Source organism: Kosakonia sp. R1.Fl, assembly GCF_023516815.1.
Lineage (GTDB): Bacteria > Pseudomonadota > Gammaproteobacteria > Enterobacterales > Enterobacteriaceae > Kosakonia.
Genome location: NZ_JAMGSQ010000001.1, coordinates 266,813 through 283,370 on the forward strand (window position 1 = coordinate 266,813; position 16,558 = coordinate 283,370).

Annotated in this window: 16 protein-coding genes; 7 read left to right on the top strand and 9 right to left on the bottom strand. The window is 55.2% G+C overall.

The window, feature by feature from the left end:
* Positions 1-45 precede the first annotated feature (45 nt).
* From M8Q36_RS01290 to M8Q36_RS01300, 3 genes are all read left to right on the top strand, one after another.
* Positions 46-759, top strand: coding sequence for a TerC family protein (locus M8Q36_RS01290; RefSeq protein ID WP_249879773.1), 714 nt, complete (start codon positions 46-48; stop codon positions 757-759).
* 147 nt (positions 760-906) lie between these two features.
* A complete protein-coding gene (ygdR, locus tag M8Q36_RS01295) occupies positions 907-1,125 on the top strand; it encodes a lipoprotein YgdR (protein WP_007370351.1) in 219 nt (72 codons plus the stop codon).
* Between the two features lie 129 nt (positions 1,126-1,254).
* Positions 1,255-2,295, top strand: a complete 1,041-nt coding sequence (locus tag M8Q36_RS01300) for an NADP(H)-dependent aldo-keto reductase (RefSeq protein WP_020455058.1) — start codon at positions 1,255-1,257, stop codon at positions 2,293-2,295.
* 3 nt (positions 2,296-2,298) lie between these two features.
* Here M8Q36_RS01300 and lplT read toward each other — a convergent pair whose 3' ends face one another.
* Together lplT and aas are read right to left on the bottom strand one after the other, a co-directional pair.
* Entirely contained in the window at positions 2,299-3,492 is a 1,194-nt protein-coding gene (gene lplT, locus M8Q36_RS01305) for a lysophospholipid transporter LplT (RefSeq protein WP_249879774.1), read from the bottom strand.
* The gene (aas, locus tag M8Q36_RS01310) at positions 3,485-5,644 is read right to left on the bottom strand and encodes a bifunctional acyl-ACP--phospholipid O-acyltransferase/long-chain-fatty-acid--ACP ligase (protein WP_249879775.1); all 2,160 of its coding nucleotides are present in this window, start codon (positions 5,642-5,644) and stop codon (positions 3,485-3,487) included. The genes lplT and aas overlap by 8 nt, the downstream gene beginning before the upstream one ends.
* A gap of 604 nt (positions 5,645-6,248) precedes the next feature.
* Between aas and galR the strand changes: the two genes are divergently transcribed.
* Positions 6,249-7,253, top strand: a complete 1,005-nt coding sequence (gene galR / locus M8Q36_RS01315) for an HTH-type transcriptional regulator GalR (protein WP_020455061.1) — start codon at positions 6,249-6,251, stop codon at positions 7,251-7,253.
* On the opposite strand, the gene M8Q36_RS01320 is transcribed toward galR, so the two are convergent.
* Genes M8Q36_RS01320 through M8Q36_RS01340 form a run of 5 tightly spaced genes read right to left on the bottom strand, consistent with a single transcriptional unit; the run spans position 7,226 to position 11,607 of the window.
* Entirely contained in the window at positions 7,226-7,690 is a 465-nt protein-coding gene (locus M8Q36_RS01320) for a GNAT family N-acetyltransferase (protein ID WP_249879776.1), read from the bottom strand. The two genes, galR and M8Q36_RS01320, sit on opposite strands and share 28 nt — an antisense overlap.
* Complete coding sequence (locus tag M8Q36_RS01325) at positions 7,687-8,460, bottom strand: GntR family transcriptional regulator (protein ID WP_065370137.1); 774 nt, start codon at positions 8,458-8,460, stop codon at positions 7,687-7,689. Before M8Q36_RS01325 ends, M8Q36_RS01320 begins: the two co-directional genes overlap by 4 nt.
* A 56-nt stretch (positions 8,461-8,516) precedes the next feature.
* Complete coding sequence (locus M8Q36_RS01330; protein ID WP_020455064.1) at positions 8,517-8,834, bottom strand: PTS sugar transporter subunit IIB; 318 nt, start codon at positions 8,832-8,834, stop codon at positions 8,517-8,519.
* 9 nt (positions 8,835-8,843) lie between these two features.
* Positions 8,844-10,271 (bottom strand): glycoside hydrolase family 1 protein, encoded by a 1,428-nt coding sequence (locus tag M8Q36_RS01335; RefSeq protein ID WP_249879777.1) that lies wholly within the window; start codon positions 10,269-10,271, stop codon positions 8,844-8,846.
* Positions 10,272-10,278: 7 nt separating this feature from the next.
* Positions 10,279-11,607 (bottom strand): PTS sugar transporter subunit IIC, encoded by a 1,329-nt coding sequence (locus M8Q36_RS01340; RefSeq protein WP_017457673.1) that lies wholly within the window; start codon positions 11,605-11,607, stop codon positions 10,279-10,281.
* Positions 11,608-11,891: 284 nt separating this feature from the next.
* Here M8Q36_RS01340 and M8Q36_RS01345 point away from each other — a divergent pair, with 284 nt between their 5' ends.
* Positions 11,892-12,896 carry a LacI family DNA-binding transcriptional regulator gene (locus M8Q36_RS01345; RefSeq protein WP_249882702.1) on the top strand — a complete coding sequence of 335 codons (1,005 nt, stop codon included), beginning with the start codon at positions 11,892-11,894 and terminating at the stop codon, positions 12,894-12,896.
* Here M8Q36_RS01345 and lysA read toward each other — a convergent pair.
* Positions 12,893-14,155, bottom strand: a complete 1,263-nt coding sequence (gene lysA / locus M8Q36_RS01350) for a diaminopimelate decarboxylase (protein ID WP_249879778.1) — start codon at positions 14,153-14,155, stop codon at positions 12,893-12,895. The genes M8Q36_RS01345 and lysA overlap by 4 nt on opposite strands.
* Before the next feature lie 122 nt (positions 14,156-14,277).
* On the opposite strand from lysA, the gene M8Q36_RS01355 reads away from it, so the two are divergent.
* Positions 14,278-15,204 (top strand): LysR family transcriptional regulator, encoded by a 927-nt coding sequence (locus M8Q36_RS01355; protein ID WP_249882703.1) that lies wholly within the window; start codon positions 14,278-14,280, stop codon positions 15,202-15,204.
* On the opposite strand, the gene M8Q36_RS01360 is transcribed toward M8Q36_RS01355, so the two are convergent.
* Positions 15,201-15,893: an aspartate/glutamate racemase gene (locus tag M8Q36_RS01360; protein WP_249879779.1), complete on the bottom strand. Its 693-nt coding sequence runs from the start codon at positions 15,891-15,893 to the stop codon at positions 15,201-15,203. The two genes, M8Q36_RS01355 and M8Q36_RS01360, sit on opposite strands and share 4 nt — an antisense overlap.
* A 169-nt stretch (positions 15,894-16,062) precedes the next feature.
* Between M8Q36_RS01360 and M8Q36_RS01365 the strand changes: the two genes are divergently transcribed.
* Positions 16,063-16,389, top strand: coding sequence for a cupin domain-containing protein (locus M8Q36_RS01365; RefSeq protein ID WP_086873585.1), 327 nt, complete (start codon positions 16,063-16,065; stop codon positions 16,387-16,389).
* Positions 16,390-16,558: the final 169 nt, after the last annotated feature.

The window sequence follows — 16,558 nt, forward strand, 5'->3', positions numbered from 1 at the left end:
GGTGCTTATAATTAGCGCTTCTTTTTTTGGCAGGACTTTATAGAGATGTTATTTGCATGGGTAACCGATCCTAACGCCTGGCTCGCGCTCGGTACGCTGACGCTGCTGGAGATCGTTTTAGGGATCGACAATATTATTTTCCTCTCTCTGGTGGTCGCGAAACTGCCTACCGCGCAGCGTAATCACGCTCGTCGGCTAGGTCTGGCTGCGGCGATGATCATGCGGCTGTTGCTGCTGGCGTCTATCGCCTGGGTGACAAGGCTGACACACCCGCTGTTCAGCGTGCTTGATCACAGCGTTTCGGCCCGCGATTTGATCTTGTTCCTCGGCGGTCTGTTCCTTATCTGGAAAGCAAGTAAAGAGATCCACGAATCGATCGAAGGCGAAGAGGAAGGGTTGAAGACCAATGTGCATTCGTTCTTTGGCGCGATTGTGCAGATTATGCTGCTGGATATTATCTTCAGTCTCGACTCGGTGATCACCGCGGTGGGGCTGTCCGATCATCTGTTCATTATGATGGCGGCAGTGGTTATCGCCGTTGGCGTGATGATGTTTGCTGCGCGCCCGATTGGCGAATTTGTTGACCGCCACCCGTCGGTCAAAATGCTGGCGCTGTCGTTTTTGATCCTCGTCGGCTTTACGTTGATTCTGGAAAGCGTCTCCATTCATGTACCGAAAGGTTACATCTACTTCGCCATGTTCTTCTCCATCGCGGTTGAAACGCTCAACCTGATGCGAAATAAGAAGAATCCGCTGTAAACAAAACGCTTCCTCAACCGGGGAAGCGTTTTTTTATCTTTGATCTGCCTTTAACAACTTTTTTCAGATTATCCTGCTTTTTCGTCTCCAGACAGCAAGTTATTACTAAACTTGTTGTCAGACGCATGCCACCAGAGGATCAGAACGATGAAGAAATGGGCAGTGATTATTTCCGCAGTGGGGTTAGCTTTCGCCGTTTCCGGATGCAGCAGTGATTACGTGATGGCGACAAAAGACGGCAGGATGATCCTGACGGACGGTAAACCGGAAATTGACGATGATACCGGGCTGGTCAGCTACCGCGATCAGCAGGGCAATAAGATGCAGATTAACCGCGATGATGTATCCCAGATTATTGAACGCTAAGAAATTGCTATAAAGGTCAGTCACCTGCTGGCCTTTATTTGATTTTTCTCTTTCCCTTTTTCCTCCCCTCTGCCATGTTTATATTCCTTTGTCAGGTCAACTGACGTTGTACTTTTAAGGAAGCCGGCTATGCAGTATCACCGTATCCCCCACAGTTCGCTTGAAATAAGCACCCTGGGGCTGGGCACTATGACGTTTGGTGAACAAAACAGCGAAGCCGACGCCCATGCACAGCTCGATTACGCCGTCAGCCAGGGCATCAACCTGATTGACGTAGCAGAGATGTACCCTGTTCCGCCACGTCCGGAAACGCAGGGTTTGACGGAAACTTATGTCGGCAACTGGCTGGCGAAACGCGGTAACCGCGAAAAACTGGTTATCGCCTCCAAAGTCAGCGGCCCAAGCCGTAACAACGACAGCGGTATTCGCCCGAACCAGGCGCTGGATCGCAAAAACATCCGCGTGGCACTGGATGATAGCTTAAAGCGCCTGCAAACCGATTATCTCGATCTTTACCAGGTACACTGGCCGCAGCGCCCGACCAACTGCTTTGGCAAGCTGGGTTACAGCTGGGTTGATAGCGCGCCGGTCGTGACGCTACTGGAAACACTGGAGGCGCTGACCGAGTGCCAGCGCGCCGGGAAAATCCGCTATATCGGCGTTTCCAACGAAACGGCGTTTGGCGTGATGCGTTATCTGCAACTGGCCGAGAAGCATGAACTGCCACGCATCGTGACAATTCAGAACCCGTACAGCCTGTTAAACCGCAGCTTTGAAGTGGGTCTGGCGGAAGTGAGTCAGTATGAAGGCGTCGAGCTGCTCGCGTACTCCTGCCTGGCGTTTGGGACGCTAACCGGCAAATATCTCAACGGCGCGAAACCCGCTGGCGCGCGCAACACGCTGTTTAGCCGCTTTACGCGTTACAGCGGCGAGCAGGCGCAAAAAGCGGTCGCGGCGTATGTGGATATCGCGAAGCGCCACAATCTGGATCCGGCGCAAATGGCGCTGGCTTTCGTGCGGCGTCAGCCCTTCGTCGCCAGCACCCTGCTGGGCGCGACGACGATGGAGCAACTGAAAACTAACGTGGAAAGTTTGCATCTCGATCTCAGCGCAGAGGTGCTGGCTGAGATCGAAGCGGTGCATCAGGTTTATACCTACCCGGCACCGTAACGGTTAACGGCGGCGCTGCCAGATCCACAGCGCCGCAATCGCCAGCGCAAAAATCACGCCAAAGCCAACGCCGGTGCCAATTACCGGTACGCCCGCTTTCACCGCCAGCGAGTACAGGCCGAGCATCAGCAGCATGGCCATGTTTTCGCCGAGGTTTTGCACCGCAATCGCGTTACCCGCGCCAACGGATTCTTTGCCAATGGCTTGCAACAAGGCGTTCAGCGGCACCACAAAGAAACCGCCCAACATGCCGATCAACATCAGTACGCCGTAGGCTGGCAGTAACGCGTGTTGCAAGGAAAACAGCACCACCGCCACGCCAATGAGAATGCCGGCAGGCATACATCGCGTCACGGTTTCCAGCGTTACCAGCTTTGCCGCCAGACCGGCACCAGCCACAATCCCGACGGCGACCATCGCGTTAAGATACGTTGGTGTCGCGTTATCGGTGATCCCGAGCGCCACCGGCACCCACAGCACTAACAGGAAACGCAGCGTCACGCCCGCGCCCCAGAACAGGCTGGTGCCGACCAGTGAGAAGCGCGTTTCACCGTTGCGCCACAGGCTTTTACAGGCGTTGAAGAAGCTGGATGTCATCGGTGTAAAGCGCCAGGATTGCCCCGGACGCGCAGCAGGCAACTTTGGGATCAGCAGATTGGCGATCACCGCTCCGGCATACACCAGCGCACAAACAGCAAGCGCCGCCAGCACATGCCAATCGGCCAGCACACCGCCAGCCATCGAGCCGAGTAAAATGGCGGCAATGGTCGACGACTCCATCAGACCGTTCGCTTTCACCAGCTTATCGCCGGTCGTGATTTCGCCAAGGATGCCATACTTCGCCGGGGAATAGGCTGCCGCGCCCACACCTACCAGCAAATAGCCAACAAAGGGATTGATGCCGACGCAAATACTCGCCGCGCCAATCAGTTTCAGGCCGTTGGCGAACATCATCACCCGGCCTTTGGCGAAGCTGTCGGCGATCTGCCCGACAAAGGGCGCGAAAAGAATGTAAGCGCCCACAAACACCATCTGCAAAATCGGCTGGCTCCAGTCGGGATAAAACTCCGCTTTCAGCAGCGCCAGCGTGGCGAAAAGCAGCGCGTTGTCGCCAAACGCGGAGAGAAACTGCGCGGCAATCACCGCCATCATCCCGCGCGACCACAGCGAGGAGTTAGTGCTTACTGACTCATGCATGTGTCGATTCTTCCTCTTCAATCATGCTTTTCAGGGTCACAAAATCAGGTTTGCCGCTGCCCAGCACGGGTAATTGTTTCAGGAAGCGAATATCACGCGGCACGGCAAGCTCCGGCACGCCTTGCGCACGCGCCTGCTGTTGCAGCTTATCGCGCGTCAGTTCGCTGTCGGTGGTGAACATCACCAGCGCCTCGCCTTTGCTGGCATCGCTCTTGACCACCGTGGCATGCAGTTTCTCCGGCGACACCGCCAGCGCCAATTGTTCGACAATCTCCAGCGAGATCATCTCGCCGGCGATTTTGGCAAAACGCTTCGCCCGCCCCTGAATCTGCACAAAGCCCTGCTCATCAAAACGCACGATATCGCCGGTGTCATACCAGCCCGCTTCCATGTCGCCATTGATATTTTCCGCAGCTGGCGCTTCCAGCACGCCAGGGTTTTCCACCCGCAGATAGCCGGTCATCACGTTGGGTCCTTTTAATTGCAGACGACCGCCGTCTTCAATACCCGGTACTGCCATTAAACGTGCATCCATCCCCGGTAAGATCCGCCCGACAGTACCGGGTTTTGCCGCCATCGGTACGTTGATGGAAACCACTGGCGCACACTCGGTCACGCCATAACCTTCAAGGATGCGCAGGCCGAATTTGTCCTGCCACAACTGACGGGTGCTGTCCTGCAATTTTTCAGCACCGGCAACCACATAGCGCAAGCGGAAGAAATCATACGGGTTGGCGAAACGCGCATAGTTACCAAGGAACGTCGAGGTGCCAAACAGCACGGTGCAGTTACGGTCATACACCAGTTCAGGAACAATGCGGTAGTGCAGCGGGCTCGGGTAAAGAAACACCTCCGCGCCGGTGAATAACGGAGTGAATAACCCCACCGTTAAGCCAAACGAGTGGAATAGCGGCAGCGCCGACATAAAGCGGTCGTTGGCGGTGAAATCCGCGATGGTTTTGATCTGCTCAACGTTCGCCAGCAGGCTTTTATGACTATGCACCACCCCCTTCGGATTGCCCTCAGAACCGGAGGTGAAGAGGATCAGCGCCGGGTCTTCCGGTTTTTGCGGCAGCTGCGCTTTTAATGGCGTCAGCAGATGACGGAAAATCCACAGTTTGTCTTCCCAGGTGACATCGCCTTTCAGATCTTCCAGGTACACCCAGCGCACCTGCGTGAGCTGCTCCGGCAGGTGCCACAGCTTACCTTTATCCATAAACGTACGGGATGTGAAGATGGTTTTGATCTGCGCCGCCGTAATCGCACTACTCAACCCTTTGACACCGGCGGTGTAGTTCATCATCGCCGGGATGCGCGCACGCGCAATCGCGCCGAAAATGACCGCCGCGCTGATCCCGGCGTTTGGCAGCATCAGGCCGATTTTCTCGCCCGGCGCGCTGTATTTATCCAGAATACGGGCAACAAACAGCGATTTAGTCAGCAGCTTGCGGTAGCTATCCGGGGTGAAATTGATGTCTTCAACACAGTGCTTATTGGCACCATAGCGATACTGCGCGAATAGCAACGCTTCGAACAGAGTTTCACGCGGACGCACGGCCATGCGCGCTTCCATCATGATTTGGTGCAGCATTTCCCCCGCCAGCTTGCGACGGTCACGCGCACGCGGCGCATCCGGCATCGGTAAATGCGTAGGCGGCAGAATATGCAAAGTAATACGCGGGAACAGGCGCTGCTTGACCAGCCCTTTCAGGCGGCTGAAGTAGGTTAACTCCGCGCCATCAATACGCAGTGGAACCACCGTCGCGCCCGATTTTGCCGCCACGAATCCTGCACCGTCGTAAATTTTCATCAATGAGCCGGAAACCGAAATACGCCCTTCCGGGAAAATCACCACCGGACGCCCCTGCTCGACCAGCCGCACCAGATGTTTAATCGACATCGGCTTGGTCGGATCCAGCGGTACAAAATCAATAATCGAGCTTATCCAGCGCATGTACCACTGGCTGCTGATGGAAGTGTAGACCGCGAAAACCGGGCGCACCGGCAGGAATAACGCCAGCAAAATGCCATCAATAAAAGAGACGTGGTTAGGGGTAATGAGCACACGTTCGCCGTGCAGCACCTGCGTATTGCCGGTCAGTTGTACGCGAAACAACACACGGAACAGGCCGCGGAAAAAGCCCAGTAGCATTTCAACTCCTTTTGCCAGTAAATTAAGGACGTTATCAAATTGTGGCAGATTACATGAGAAGTGCGGCGGGTTAAAACGCGGGCGAAAAAAAACCTGCGCGTCCGCGCAGGTTGGTGCAAGAAATGAGTACGAAAAGCGTACCGAATAAATCACCAATCAATACCTCTGGGACCTTGATTGTCGCGTGCGGCACCGCGCCTCACCAGCGGGAAAAAGCAAGAGAGTGAGCCGAAGTGAAACGAGGTGTGTCCATTAGCGATTACTGTTACAGACTTAAGGTAAAAAAAAACCTGCGCATCTGCGCAGGTTGGTGTAATTCGAGTGTGCAACCCTGGGGGCCGCGTTCACCTATCAATACCTCTGGGAGTTCTACTCTGTCACGGGGGGATACCCGCCACCAGCGGACAATCGAAACAGCCCTTCGCAAAGTGTAACTAAAGGTTGTGCCTGAATTACTTTGCAATTTCCCGCGTGTAACGGTTTCACTGATTTCCTTCGCGTCAGCTCACGTTTGCAGACACCTGCCGGGTAGCTTCCTTGATTACACATCTCTTTTCCGTAACACTATGCAGCGTGTAAACGCTTACCCAAAGGAAGGTGCGTAATGGCGACTATCAAAGATGTCGCGCGGCTGGCAGGAGTTTCGGTCGCAACGGTTTCCCGCGTGATTAACGACTCGCCCAAAGCGAGCGAGTCCTCGCGCCTGGCGGTGCAAAGCGCAATGGATGCGCTCAATTATCACCCGAATGCCAATGCCCGCGCGCTGGCGCAGCAGTCCACCGAAACCGTAGGTCTGGTGGTGGGCGACGTGTCAGACCCCTTTTTCGGCGCCATGGTGAAGGCTGTCGAGCAAGTCGCCTCGGCTACCGGGAATTTCCTGCTGATTGGCAACGGCTACCATAACGAAGAGAAAGAGCGCAAAGCCATTGAGCAATTGATTCGCCACCGCTGTGCGGCGCTGGTCGTGCATGCCAAAACCCTTCCTGACGATGAACTCGCCTCGCTGATGAAACAGATGCCGGGCATGGTGTTAATCAACCGCATTTTGCCGGGGTTTGAACAACGCTGTGTGGCGCTGGATGACCGTTATGGTGCCTGGCTGGCTACGCGCCATTTGATCCAGCAAGGCCATACGAAAATTGGTTACCTCTGCTCCAACCACGCGATTTCTGATGCGGAAGATCGCTTGCAGGGTTATTACGATGCACTGAAAGAGAACGGTTTGCCCTGCAATGACCGGCTGGTGACGTTTGCCGAGCCGGATGAGAGCGGCGGCGAACAGGCGATGACCGAGCTGCTCGGTCGCGGGCGTAACTTTACCGCCGTCGCCTGTTATAACGATTCGATGGCCGCAGGTGCGATGGGTGTGCTGAATGACAACGGCATTGAGGTGCCGCGTGAGATTTCCCTGATTGGTTTCGATGATGTGCTGGTGTCGCGCTATGTTCGCCCGCGCTTAACCACCGTACGCTACCCGATTGTCACCATGGCAACACAGGCCGCCGAGCTGGCGCTGGCGCTGGCGGAAAACCGCCCGCTGCCAGAAATCACGCACCTGTTTAACCCAACGCTGGTGCGTCGTCATTCGGTGATTGCGCCGCAAGAGTAGCGATAGAGGTGCACGGTCTTGTCCGGATAGTCGAGACCGTCGCCAATGTAGCACCAGCCAAAACGCTCGTAAAAATCGCGACACGCCGAGTAAAGATGCAGCTCCTGAAAACCCATCGCTTGCGCCTGTTCGATAACATAGCGCTGTAACTGCCCGGCCAAACCCTGTCCGCGAACGCTCTCTTTCACATACAGTGCCGCCAGCCACGGGAACAGATCCTGGCGGCTGATTAAATCGCAGCGCCACAACCCGACGGTGCCCAGCAGTTGCTCCCCATCAACCAGAACAAACGTCAGCGGCAACTGCCCGGGCGTCTGGCTGTGCGTGATAATAGAGGCGAAAAAATCACGCGGCAGCGAGTCACCAAACTCACGCCATAACCAGTCCACTACCTGCTCAGCGAAGTGGGGCGCCTCGTAAAGGGGAATAATTTTCATACGATCTTTCCCTGAAAAATCGGTACTGATTCAAACAGGTAGCCGTCAAAGTCAGGCGCATCCTCGTCGGAAAGCTCCAGCAGGCTCTTTTTGACATTTTCCAGATGCTGCCACATCGCTTGCCATGCGCCCATTACATCGCGGCGACGTAGCGCTGCCAGCAGGGTCTGCCGGTCGCCCAGCCATTTCAGACGATAGGGGCGGCTGGCGATATGCACGTTGAATTGTTGCCACAGCGGGCTGCTGTCCATGTGATGCCAGATACTCTCCACCGTCGCCAGCAGCATCTGGTTTTGCGATGCGCCCGCCAGTACCAGGTGGAACATTTTGCTGTTGTCCTGCGAGGTATCGTTCATCGCGATGGCGCGCTGCTCTTGCTCAAGAATGCGCCGAAGATTATCGATATCCGCGCGCGTCGCCATTTTGGCGGCAAAGGCGGCGATATTGCTCTCCAGCAGTTGGCGCGCCTGTAAGATCTCAAACGGGCCAACATCGCTACTCAGAAAGCGCTCCTCTTCGTTCTCGTGCTCCTGCGGAATACGCATCACATAGACGCCGGAGCCCTGGCGAATATCTACCGTGCCTTGCAGTTCAAGCATCAACAGCGCTTCACGCACGATGGTGCGGCTAACGCCATATTTTTCGGCGATATTGCGCTCCGGCGGCAGGCGGGAACCCACGGGGTAATGCCCCTGGATTATCTGCTCGCGTAAATCTTCGCCAATCTCCTGGTACTGTTTTTTTTCCGGCGGGACGACGGCCTTCTCCACAATATCACCTGCAAGTCTGAGTTATCGCGCAGGCCGGGCGCCCCGGCCTGTCGGCGCTATCTTACCAAAGCCAGCGCCTGATCGAGAACTTTCGCGCCGTTTAAGGTGCCGTAAGCCACCGAATCGATCACATCAATCGGAATGCCGTATTCGTCAGTTAACTTTTTATTTTCCGCCAGTTTAAAGCGCACCTGCGGCCCCAGCAGCACGGCGGTTATCTCGGTGGCATAACTTTGCAGCTCGTCGCGCAGGGATTGCTCAGCAATAGCGTAAATCTTCAGCTCAAGGCCGCGCTCCGCCGCCGCTTTTTCCATTTTGGTCACCACCAGCGATGTGGACATCCCGGCGGAGCAGCACAACACAATACGTTTCATGGTGGCTCCTTATTTCCATTCGTCATCAATAGTCAGGGTAAGCTGGCGTTCGTCGCGCAGCTTGCGAAACCAGCCGGCAGACTTTTTCGGCCTGCGGTCGCGGTTGCTTTGCAGGTCAATCTCAATCAGGCCATAGCGGTTTTTAAACGCGTTCATTGGCGAAACGTTATCGGTAAACGCCCACAACATGTAACCCTGGCAGTTCGCGCCCGCTTCTCTGGCGCGCAGCGTCTGGTATAAATGCGCGGCAATAAAATCAATGCGGTAATCGTCCTCAATGGTGCCCGCCACGTTGCGAAACTGCCCTTCGTTCTCAATGCCCATGCCGCTTTCGGCGACAAACCACGGAATGTTGCCGTAGTCGTTTTTGATGCGCATCGCCATGTCATAAATGATCTCCGGCAGGATCTCCCAGCCGCGAGATTTGTTCATTTTTCTGCCCGGCAACTCAAACGGCTCGTAGTAGTACGCCGGGTGAAAAGGTGTTTCCGGGTGCCAGGCGCGCGACGGCGCTTTTACCCGGTGCGGGTAGTAAAGGTTAATGCCCAGCTCATCGACGGTGTTATCGCGGATAATCGCCAGCTCTTCCTCGCTGTAATCCCACGTGACCTGGTGTTTTTCCAGCAACGGGAACAGCTCCGGTGGATAGTGGCCTTTCACCATCGGATCAAGAAAGACGCGGTTATAGAACAGATCGTAGCGCTCGGCGGCCAGTACATCGTGCGACGCGCGTGAACGCGGATAAGTGACTTCCGGGTTGAGAATACAGCCCACGGTACCCTGATAACCCTTCTCACGAAACAGCTTCACCACTTTCGCAGTGGCCAGGTTTTTGTGGTGATTCCACTGCATCCAGGTGCCGGTGTTCTGCTCATAAGGCCAGCGCAGCGCATCCAGGTAGACGCGGGTTTGCACCACAATCGGCTCGTTAAAGGTGAACCAGCGGGTCACTTTTTGATGAAAACGCTCAAACACCTTTTCGACATACAACAGGTACAGCTCAACCACTTTTTTTGACGCCCAGCCGCCGTAAGTTTCCAGCAAATAACCCGGCAGTTCGTAATGTTCCAGGCAGATCATCGGCACAATGCCGTGGCGCTGCATCTCGTCAAACAGTTCGTCGTAATAGGCGGCATAGCGTTCATCAACCACGCCGTTTTCATAATCGGTGAGAAAGCGCGACCAGTTGATCGAGGTGCGATAGTGGGTCAGCCCCGCCTGTTTCATCAGTAGCACATCTTCACGAAAGCGCTGGTAAAAGTTAGTCGCCACCGCCGGACCGTAGCCGTCGTGCCAGACGTGACGATCGTTTTTGTACCAGAGATCGGGCCAGGAATCCTGGCCCTCCCGCTTGTCTGTCCAGCCTTCGGTTTGCCAGGCTGAGGCCGCCGCGCCCAGAATAAACGACGGCGGTATGGCAATTGTTTTCGTGCTCATGACATCCTCAGGCGTTGTTCGTCGCTTCGGCTTGCAGTTGCGCTTGTTCGGCGCGGCGAGAAGCAATTTTCACAAACGGCAGATAGATAATGACGGAAGTGATAATGCAGATAAGCTGCGTTACCACCGCGCCCATTGAACCGGCGGTCGACAGCCAGGCGTTGATCAACGGCGGCGTGGTCCACGGCACCATCACCACCGCTTTGCCGGCAAAACCGGTCACCGTGGCGAAATAACCGATCGAGCCGGTCACCAGCGGAGTGATGATGAACGGGATCGCGAGGATCGGGTTGAGCATGATCGGCATACCGAAAATCACCGGCTCGTTAATATTAAATACCCCCGGCCCGATGGAGAGTTTGGCGATCTCTTTCATCTCTTTACGTTTGGTAGCGATCATCACCGCGATCAACAGACCGATGGTTAAACCCGAGCCGCCGATACTCATATAAACATCCCAGAACGGCATGGTGATGATATTCGGCACCTCTTTGCCCTGCTCAAAGGCGCTCATATTGACGGTGATGGCACCCAGCAGCAGCGGTTCGCGGATAGGCTTAATCATCTGATTGCCGTGAATACCAATAACCCAGAACAGTTGCGCCACAAACATCAGCAGCAAAATGCCCGGCAGGCTTTGCACCACGCGCTCCAGCGGCTGCTGCACCACCTGATAAACGGCGTCATACAGGTACATGCCGGTCACCTGGTGGAAAACAAAACCGAAGGTGGCAATCACGGTGGTGGTAATGATCGCCGGGATCAGCGCGGAAAACGACGCGGAGACGTTGGGCGGCACGGTGTCCGGCATTTTGATCTTCAGCCCGTCGCGGTTCTCCAGCCAGCAGTAAATTTCCACCGACAAAATAGCGATAAACATACCGAGGAACAGGCTACGGGTATCGGAGAACTGGCGCAGCAGCACGTCTTTCACCACGTGCATCTGCCCGTCTACCAGCATTTCCACTGTGGTTGGCGTGACGCAGATAAAGCAGATCACCGCCAGCAAACCGGGAAACAGCGTCTTAATGCCGTTGATACGCCCGAGTTCAATACCGATTAAGAACACCGCGCCAATGTTGAGGAAGTTCAGCGTGGCGTAGTTAATCGCGCTGGTGATCGGCTTTAGCGCGGCAAGGAATGAGAGTGACTGGAAGCTGGCGAGGCCGTTTTTCGGATCCAGCACCATGTTGGAGATCAGGACGGAAAATGCGCCGACGATGATCACCGGCATCAGGGTAATGAACGAGGCTTTGATCGCCATGATATAGCGATAGCTGTTGAACTTTGTCGCAAAACTACCCAGAGAATCGATGAGCTTTTCTTGTAGGGCCATGAGTTAACACCTCAGTAAAGGGGCTTTTTTATCGATGCAGGGATACAGCACAGTCCCATTTGGCATACCAAAAATAGCGATGCGTGGCGGAAAGTTCTGTGACGAGACTCGCAACCCGCTTACTGGTATTCCAAAACGAGACGGATGACAACATTGGCATACCACCTTGCGCTTCGCAGGGATTTCCAACACTTAGCGCAAACCGTTACCGCTGGCCTTAACCCGTGAAATGAGTGTGGTAAACTGCATTTCATTACGCGAAACGAGAACTCGTCATGGTCACAATGCTGGATGTCTCACTGCGCGCGGGCGTTTCGAAAGCAACGGTTTCCCGCGTGTTGAATGGTACGGGTCAGGTCAAAGAGAGCACCCGCAATCAGGTTTTTAAGGCGATGGAGGAGCTGGATTATCGCCCCAACTTTCTTGCCCGCTCGCTGGCAAACCGCACCAGCAACAGCATTGGCCTGGTGGTGTCCAGTTTTGACGGTTTCTATTTCGGCCGCTTATTGCAGCAGGCGTCGCGTCAGGCGGAATTACACGGCAAACAGCTGATTGTCACCGACGGTCACGATACGCCCGAACGGGAAGAGCTGGCGGTGCAGATGCTGGCGGACAGGCGCTGCGACGCCATTATTCTTTACACCCGCTTTATGAGCGAAAAAGCGATCTTAACGCTCATTGACGCCACGCCAATGCCGCTGATAGTCATCAATCGCGAGCTGTTCCAGGCGCATGACAAATGCGTGTTCTTCGAGCAGCAGGACGCGGCGTTCCAGGCGGTGGATTACCTGATCACACAATACCACCGGGATATTGCCTGTATTACCGCGCCGATCCACACACCGACCGGTAAAGCGCGGCTGATGGGCTATCGCAAGGCGCTGGAAAAACACGGCATTCCCTGGGATCCGCACAGAGTGAAGTACGGCGACTCGACCATGACGCGCGGGTATGAGCTGTGCCGGCAGATGTTGCAGGAAGGGGTGGAATTCAGCGCGCTGTTCGCCTGTAACGACGATATGGCGCTGGGTGCCTCAAAGGCCATCTGGCAGGCGGGTTTGCGTATTCCGCAGGATATTTCGCTGTTCGGCTTTGATGACGCGCCGAGCGCCCGCTGGCTGGAGCCGGGCCTGTCGACGGTCTATTTGCCGATCGACAACATGATCACCACCGCGATTGATCAGGCGATCAAACTGGTGAACAACGAACAGATCGCCGCGATCCCACCGTTTACCGGCACACTGGTATTGCGTGAATCGGTCGCGGCGGGACCGGGCAGTAAGGCTTAGAGCAGCTCCAGACCGATCAGCTCTTCGATGGTCTGGCGGCGGCGAATCAAGCGCGCGACGCCGTTATCGAATAACACTTCCGGCAGCAGCGGGCGGCTGTTGTAGTTCGATGACATTGACGCACCATACGCCCCCGTATCATGCAGTACCAGATAATCCCCGGCTTTCACTTCCGGCAGCGCACGGGTTTCGACTTTCCCGCCCTCCTGCTGAGTAAAGACATCGCCGGATTCGCACAGCGGCCCGGCAACCACGGTATCAATCAGTGGCGCATGGCGAAGATCGCGGCCATCGGCGGCCAGCGCGGTAATGTGGTGATAGCTGCCGTACATCGCCGGGCGCATCAGATCGTTAAAACCGGCGTCAATCAGCACAAAGTGACGGCTGCCCATGTTTTTCACGCTACGCACTTGTGAAACCAGCACGCCCGATTCCGCCACCAGGAAACGACCCGGTTCGATCTCCAGTTTCACATCGTGCCCCAGATGTTTGGCGATTTGCTCGCGCGCCGCGTTCCACAACCCGAAATAATGCGCGGTATCCACCGGCTCTTCCCCTTCGTGATAGGGAATCGACAAACCGCCGCCTGCGGAAATTGCCTGCAGATCCTGGCCGAAATCGACCACCAGGCGCACCATCGCCCCGCACACCTGCTCGAGATGACCATAATCCACGCCGGAACCGATATGCATATGAATGCCCGCCAGTTTCAACTGGTAGCGCTGCATTACCGCCAGCGCATCGGCCAGATCGCTGTACCAGATGCCATGCTTGCTGTTTTCGCCGCCGGTGTTGGTTTTCTGGCTGTGACCATGACCAAAACCAGGGTTAACGCGTAACCAGACGCGATGCCCCGGCGAGACCGCGCCAAGCTGTTCCAGCATATCCACCGAACCGGCGTTTACTGCGATACCCAGTTCGCTTACCCGCGCGATGGTCGCCTCGTCCAGCACATCGGCGGTAAAAACGATATCGTCCGGGTGCGTTTGCGGATCGTAACCCGCTGCCAGCGCACGTTCGATCTCACCGAGCGAAACGGAATCAACCTTCACACCCTGCTCGCGCATCAGACGCAGAATATGAATATTCGAACAGGCTTTTTGCGCAAAGCGCACCACGTCGAAGGCGCGCAGTTTGGCGATTTGCGCGCGAATGATTTGCGCGTCATAAACCCATACCGGGCAGCCAAATTCAGCAGGTAAGCGCAGCAGATTTGCGGCGTTAAGGTCGGTTTCAGTCTGGTGTAATGAGCGTGGCATGGTGACTCCGGGCAACAAAATTTTTACTGATTACGCCACAGTGCGAAAAGAATAAAAAATATCGTTTTATCGCGACTCTATGCAAAAATGATATGGATAACCTACTGAAACTGGATCTGCCGATGCCCGCTGTCAATCTGCGCCATATCGAAATCTTTCACGCCGTAATGACCACCGGCAATCTGACGGAGGCCGCCGCACTGCTGCATACCTCGCAACCGACGGTGAGCCGCGAGCTGGCGCGCTTTGAAAAAGTGCTGGGGCTGAAACTGTTCGAGCGCACGCGCGGGCGTTTACAACCCACAGTGCAAGGCTTGCGGTTATTCGAAGAGGTGCAGCGCTCCTGGTACGGGCTGGACAGGATTGTCAGCGCCGCCGAAAGCCTGCGTGAGTTCCGCCAGGGTGAGCTTTCCATCGCCTGCCTGCCGGTATTTTCACAGTCTTTTTTACCGCTACTGCTGCAGCCGTTTCTGGCGCGCTACCCGGATGTCAGCCTGAATATTGTACCGCAGGAGTCGCCATTGCTTGAGGAGTGGTTGTCGGCACAGCGCCACGATCTGGGTTTAACCGAAACACTCAGCACGCCAGCGGGCACCGAGCGCACGCCGCTACTCACCTGCAATGAAGTCTGCGTCATGCCGCAGGATCATCCGCTGGCGCGCAAAGCGGTATTAACACCAGCAGATTTTCAGGGCGAGAATTACATTAGTTTGTCGCGCTCAGACAGTTACCGACAGTTGCTGGACGCGCTGTTTACTGAACATCAGGTGAAGCGGCGGATGGTACTGGAAACGCACAGCGCCGCCTCAGTGTGCGCGATGGTACGCGCCGGGGTGGGCATTTCGGTGGTGAACCCGCTGACCGCACTGGATTACGCGGCCAGCGGTGTCGCCGTGCGTCGTTTCAGTATTGATGTGCCGTTTACGGTAAGCCTGATCCGTCCACTGCACCGCCCCGCTTCCGCGCTGGTCGAGGCGTTTACCGCCCATTTACAGGCAGCCATGCCGCTGGTTAGCGGGCCGCTGGCTGCCATGCTGGGCGAACGTTAAGAGAGCATAAAATCCACCGCATCGGCGGCATGCAGCGCCGCCGTATCAAACACCTTAATCGGGCAATGCGTTTCCGGCAGCAGCAGGCCGATCTCGGTGCAACCGAAAATCACCCCTTCCGCGCCTTCGCCAGCCAATTTTTTGATTAAATTAACAAAATAGTAGCGAGACTCATCGGTGAACGTCCCCAGACAGAGCTCACTAAAGATGATGTCGTTAATGCGCTCGCGATCTTCCGGACCCGGCACGGAGGTTTCGATGCCAAACTGTTTTTCCAGGCGACCACGGTAAAAATCCTGCTCCATGGTGTAGCGCGTGCCCAGCAGTGCGACATTGCGCATGCCGGCATTTTCAATCGCCCGCCCGGTCGCGTCGGCAATATGCAGGAACGGAATATGGCAGCGCTCTTCAATTTGCCCGGCGACTTTGTGCATAGTGTTGGTACACAGCACAATCGCCTGCGCGCCCGCCTGCTCCAGACCCGCCGCCGCCTGGGCCAGAATTTCACCGGCTTTGTGCCACTGTGCGGTTGCCTGGCAGGTCTCAATTTCATGGAAATCCAGGCTGTGCAGAAGCAAGCTGGCGGAGTGCAAGCCGCCGAGACGAGCTTTCACGCCCTCATTAATCAGGCGGTAATAAGGAATGGTCGATTCCCAGCTCATACCGCCCAGCAGTCCTATCGTTTTCATCGCTTGTCTCCGTCTGGTTTAGCGCTCAGTCAATCAAAGTTGTGATCGACTTTCAACTTCTCTGGCCTCGCGTTTATTTTTATAGAACGCTGAGATAAGTTATTTTGAAACAACGTTTCATCATTTACTCTATCGTAATCACTAACGATACCTACTACAGGACACTCCGATGTTTATCTTCCATAAAGACACTCAGCTTGAAGACCTGGGCAACGGCGTTAGCCGTCGTATTCTTGCCCATGACGGCAAAATGATGGCGGTCGAAGTTATGTTCGAACAAGGCGCCATCGGCCCAATGCACAACCATCCTCATGAACAACTTACGTACGTTTTATCCGGCGAGTTCGAATTTACCATTGGTGATGAGAAACATATCGTCACCGCAGGCGATACACTTTATAAGGAACCGCACATTATGCACGGATGTGTGTGTTTAAAAGCCGGAACGCTGCTCGATACCTTTACACCGGTACGTGAAGATTTTTTAAAACGTTGATCGCGCCCTAAAATAATTAACGCCTCCCATAATTAGGGGGGGCGTTTTTATTTCCAGGCCAATAAAAATAGTTCGCCCGATAATCGTTTAAATATCCAATGATTTCATTTCGCAATATTTAATACGTTAGGCTGTTACCCAAATCGTTACGCTTATTGGCAATAAACCC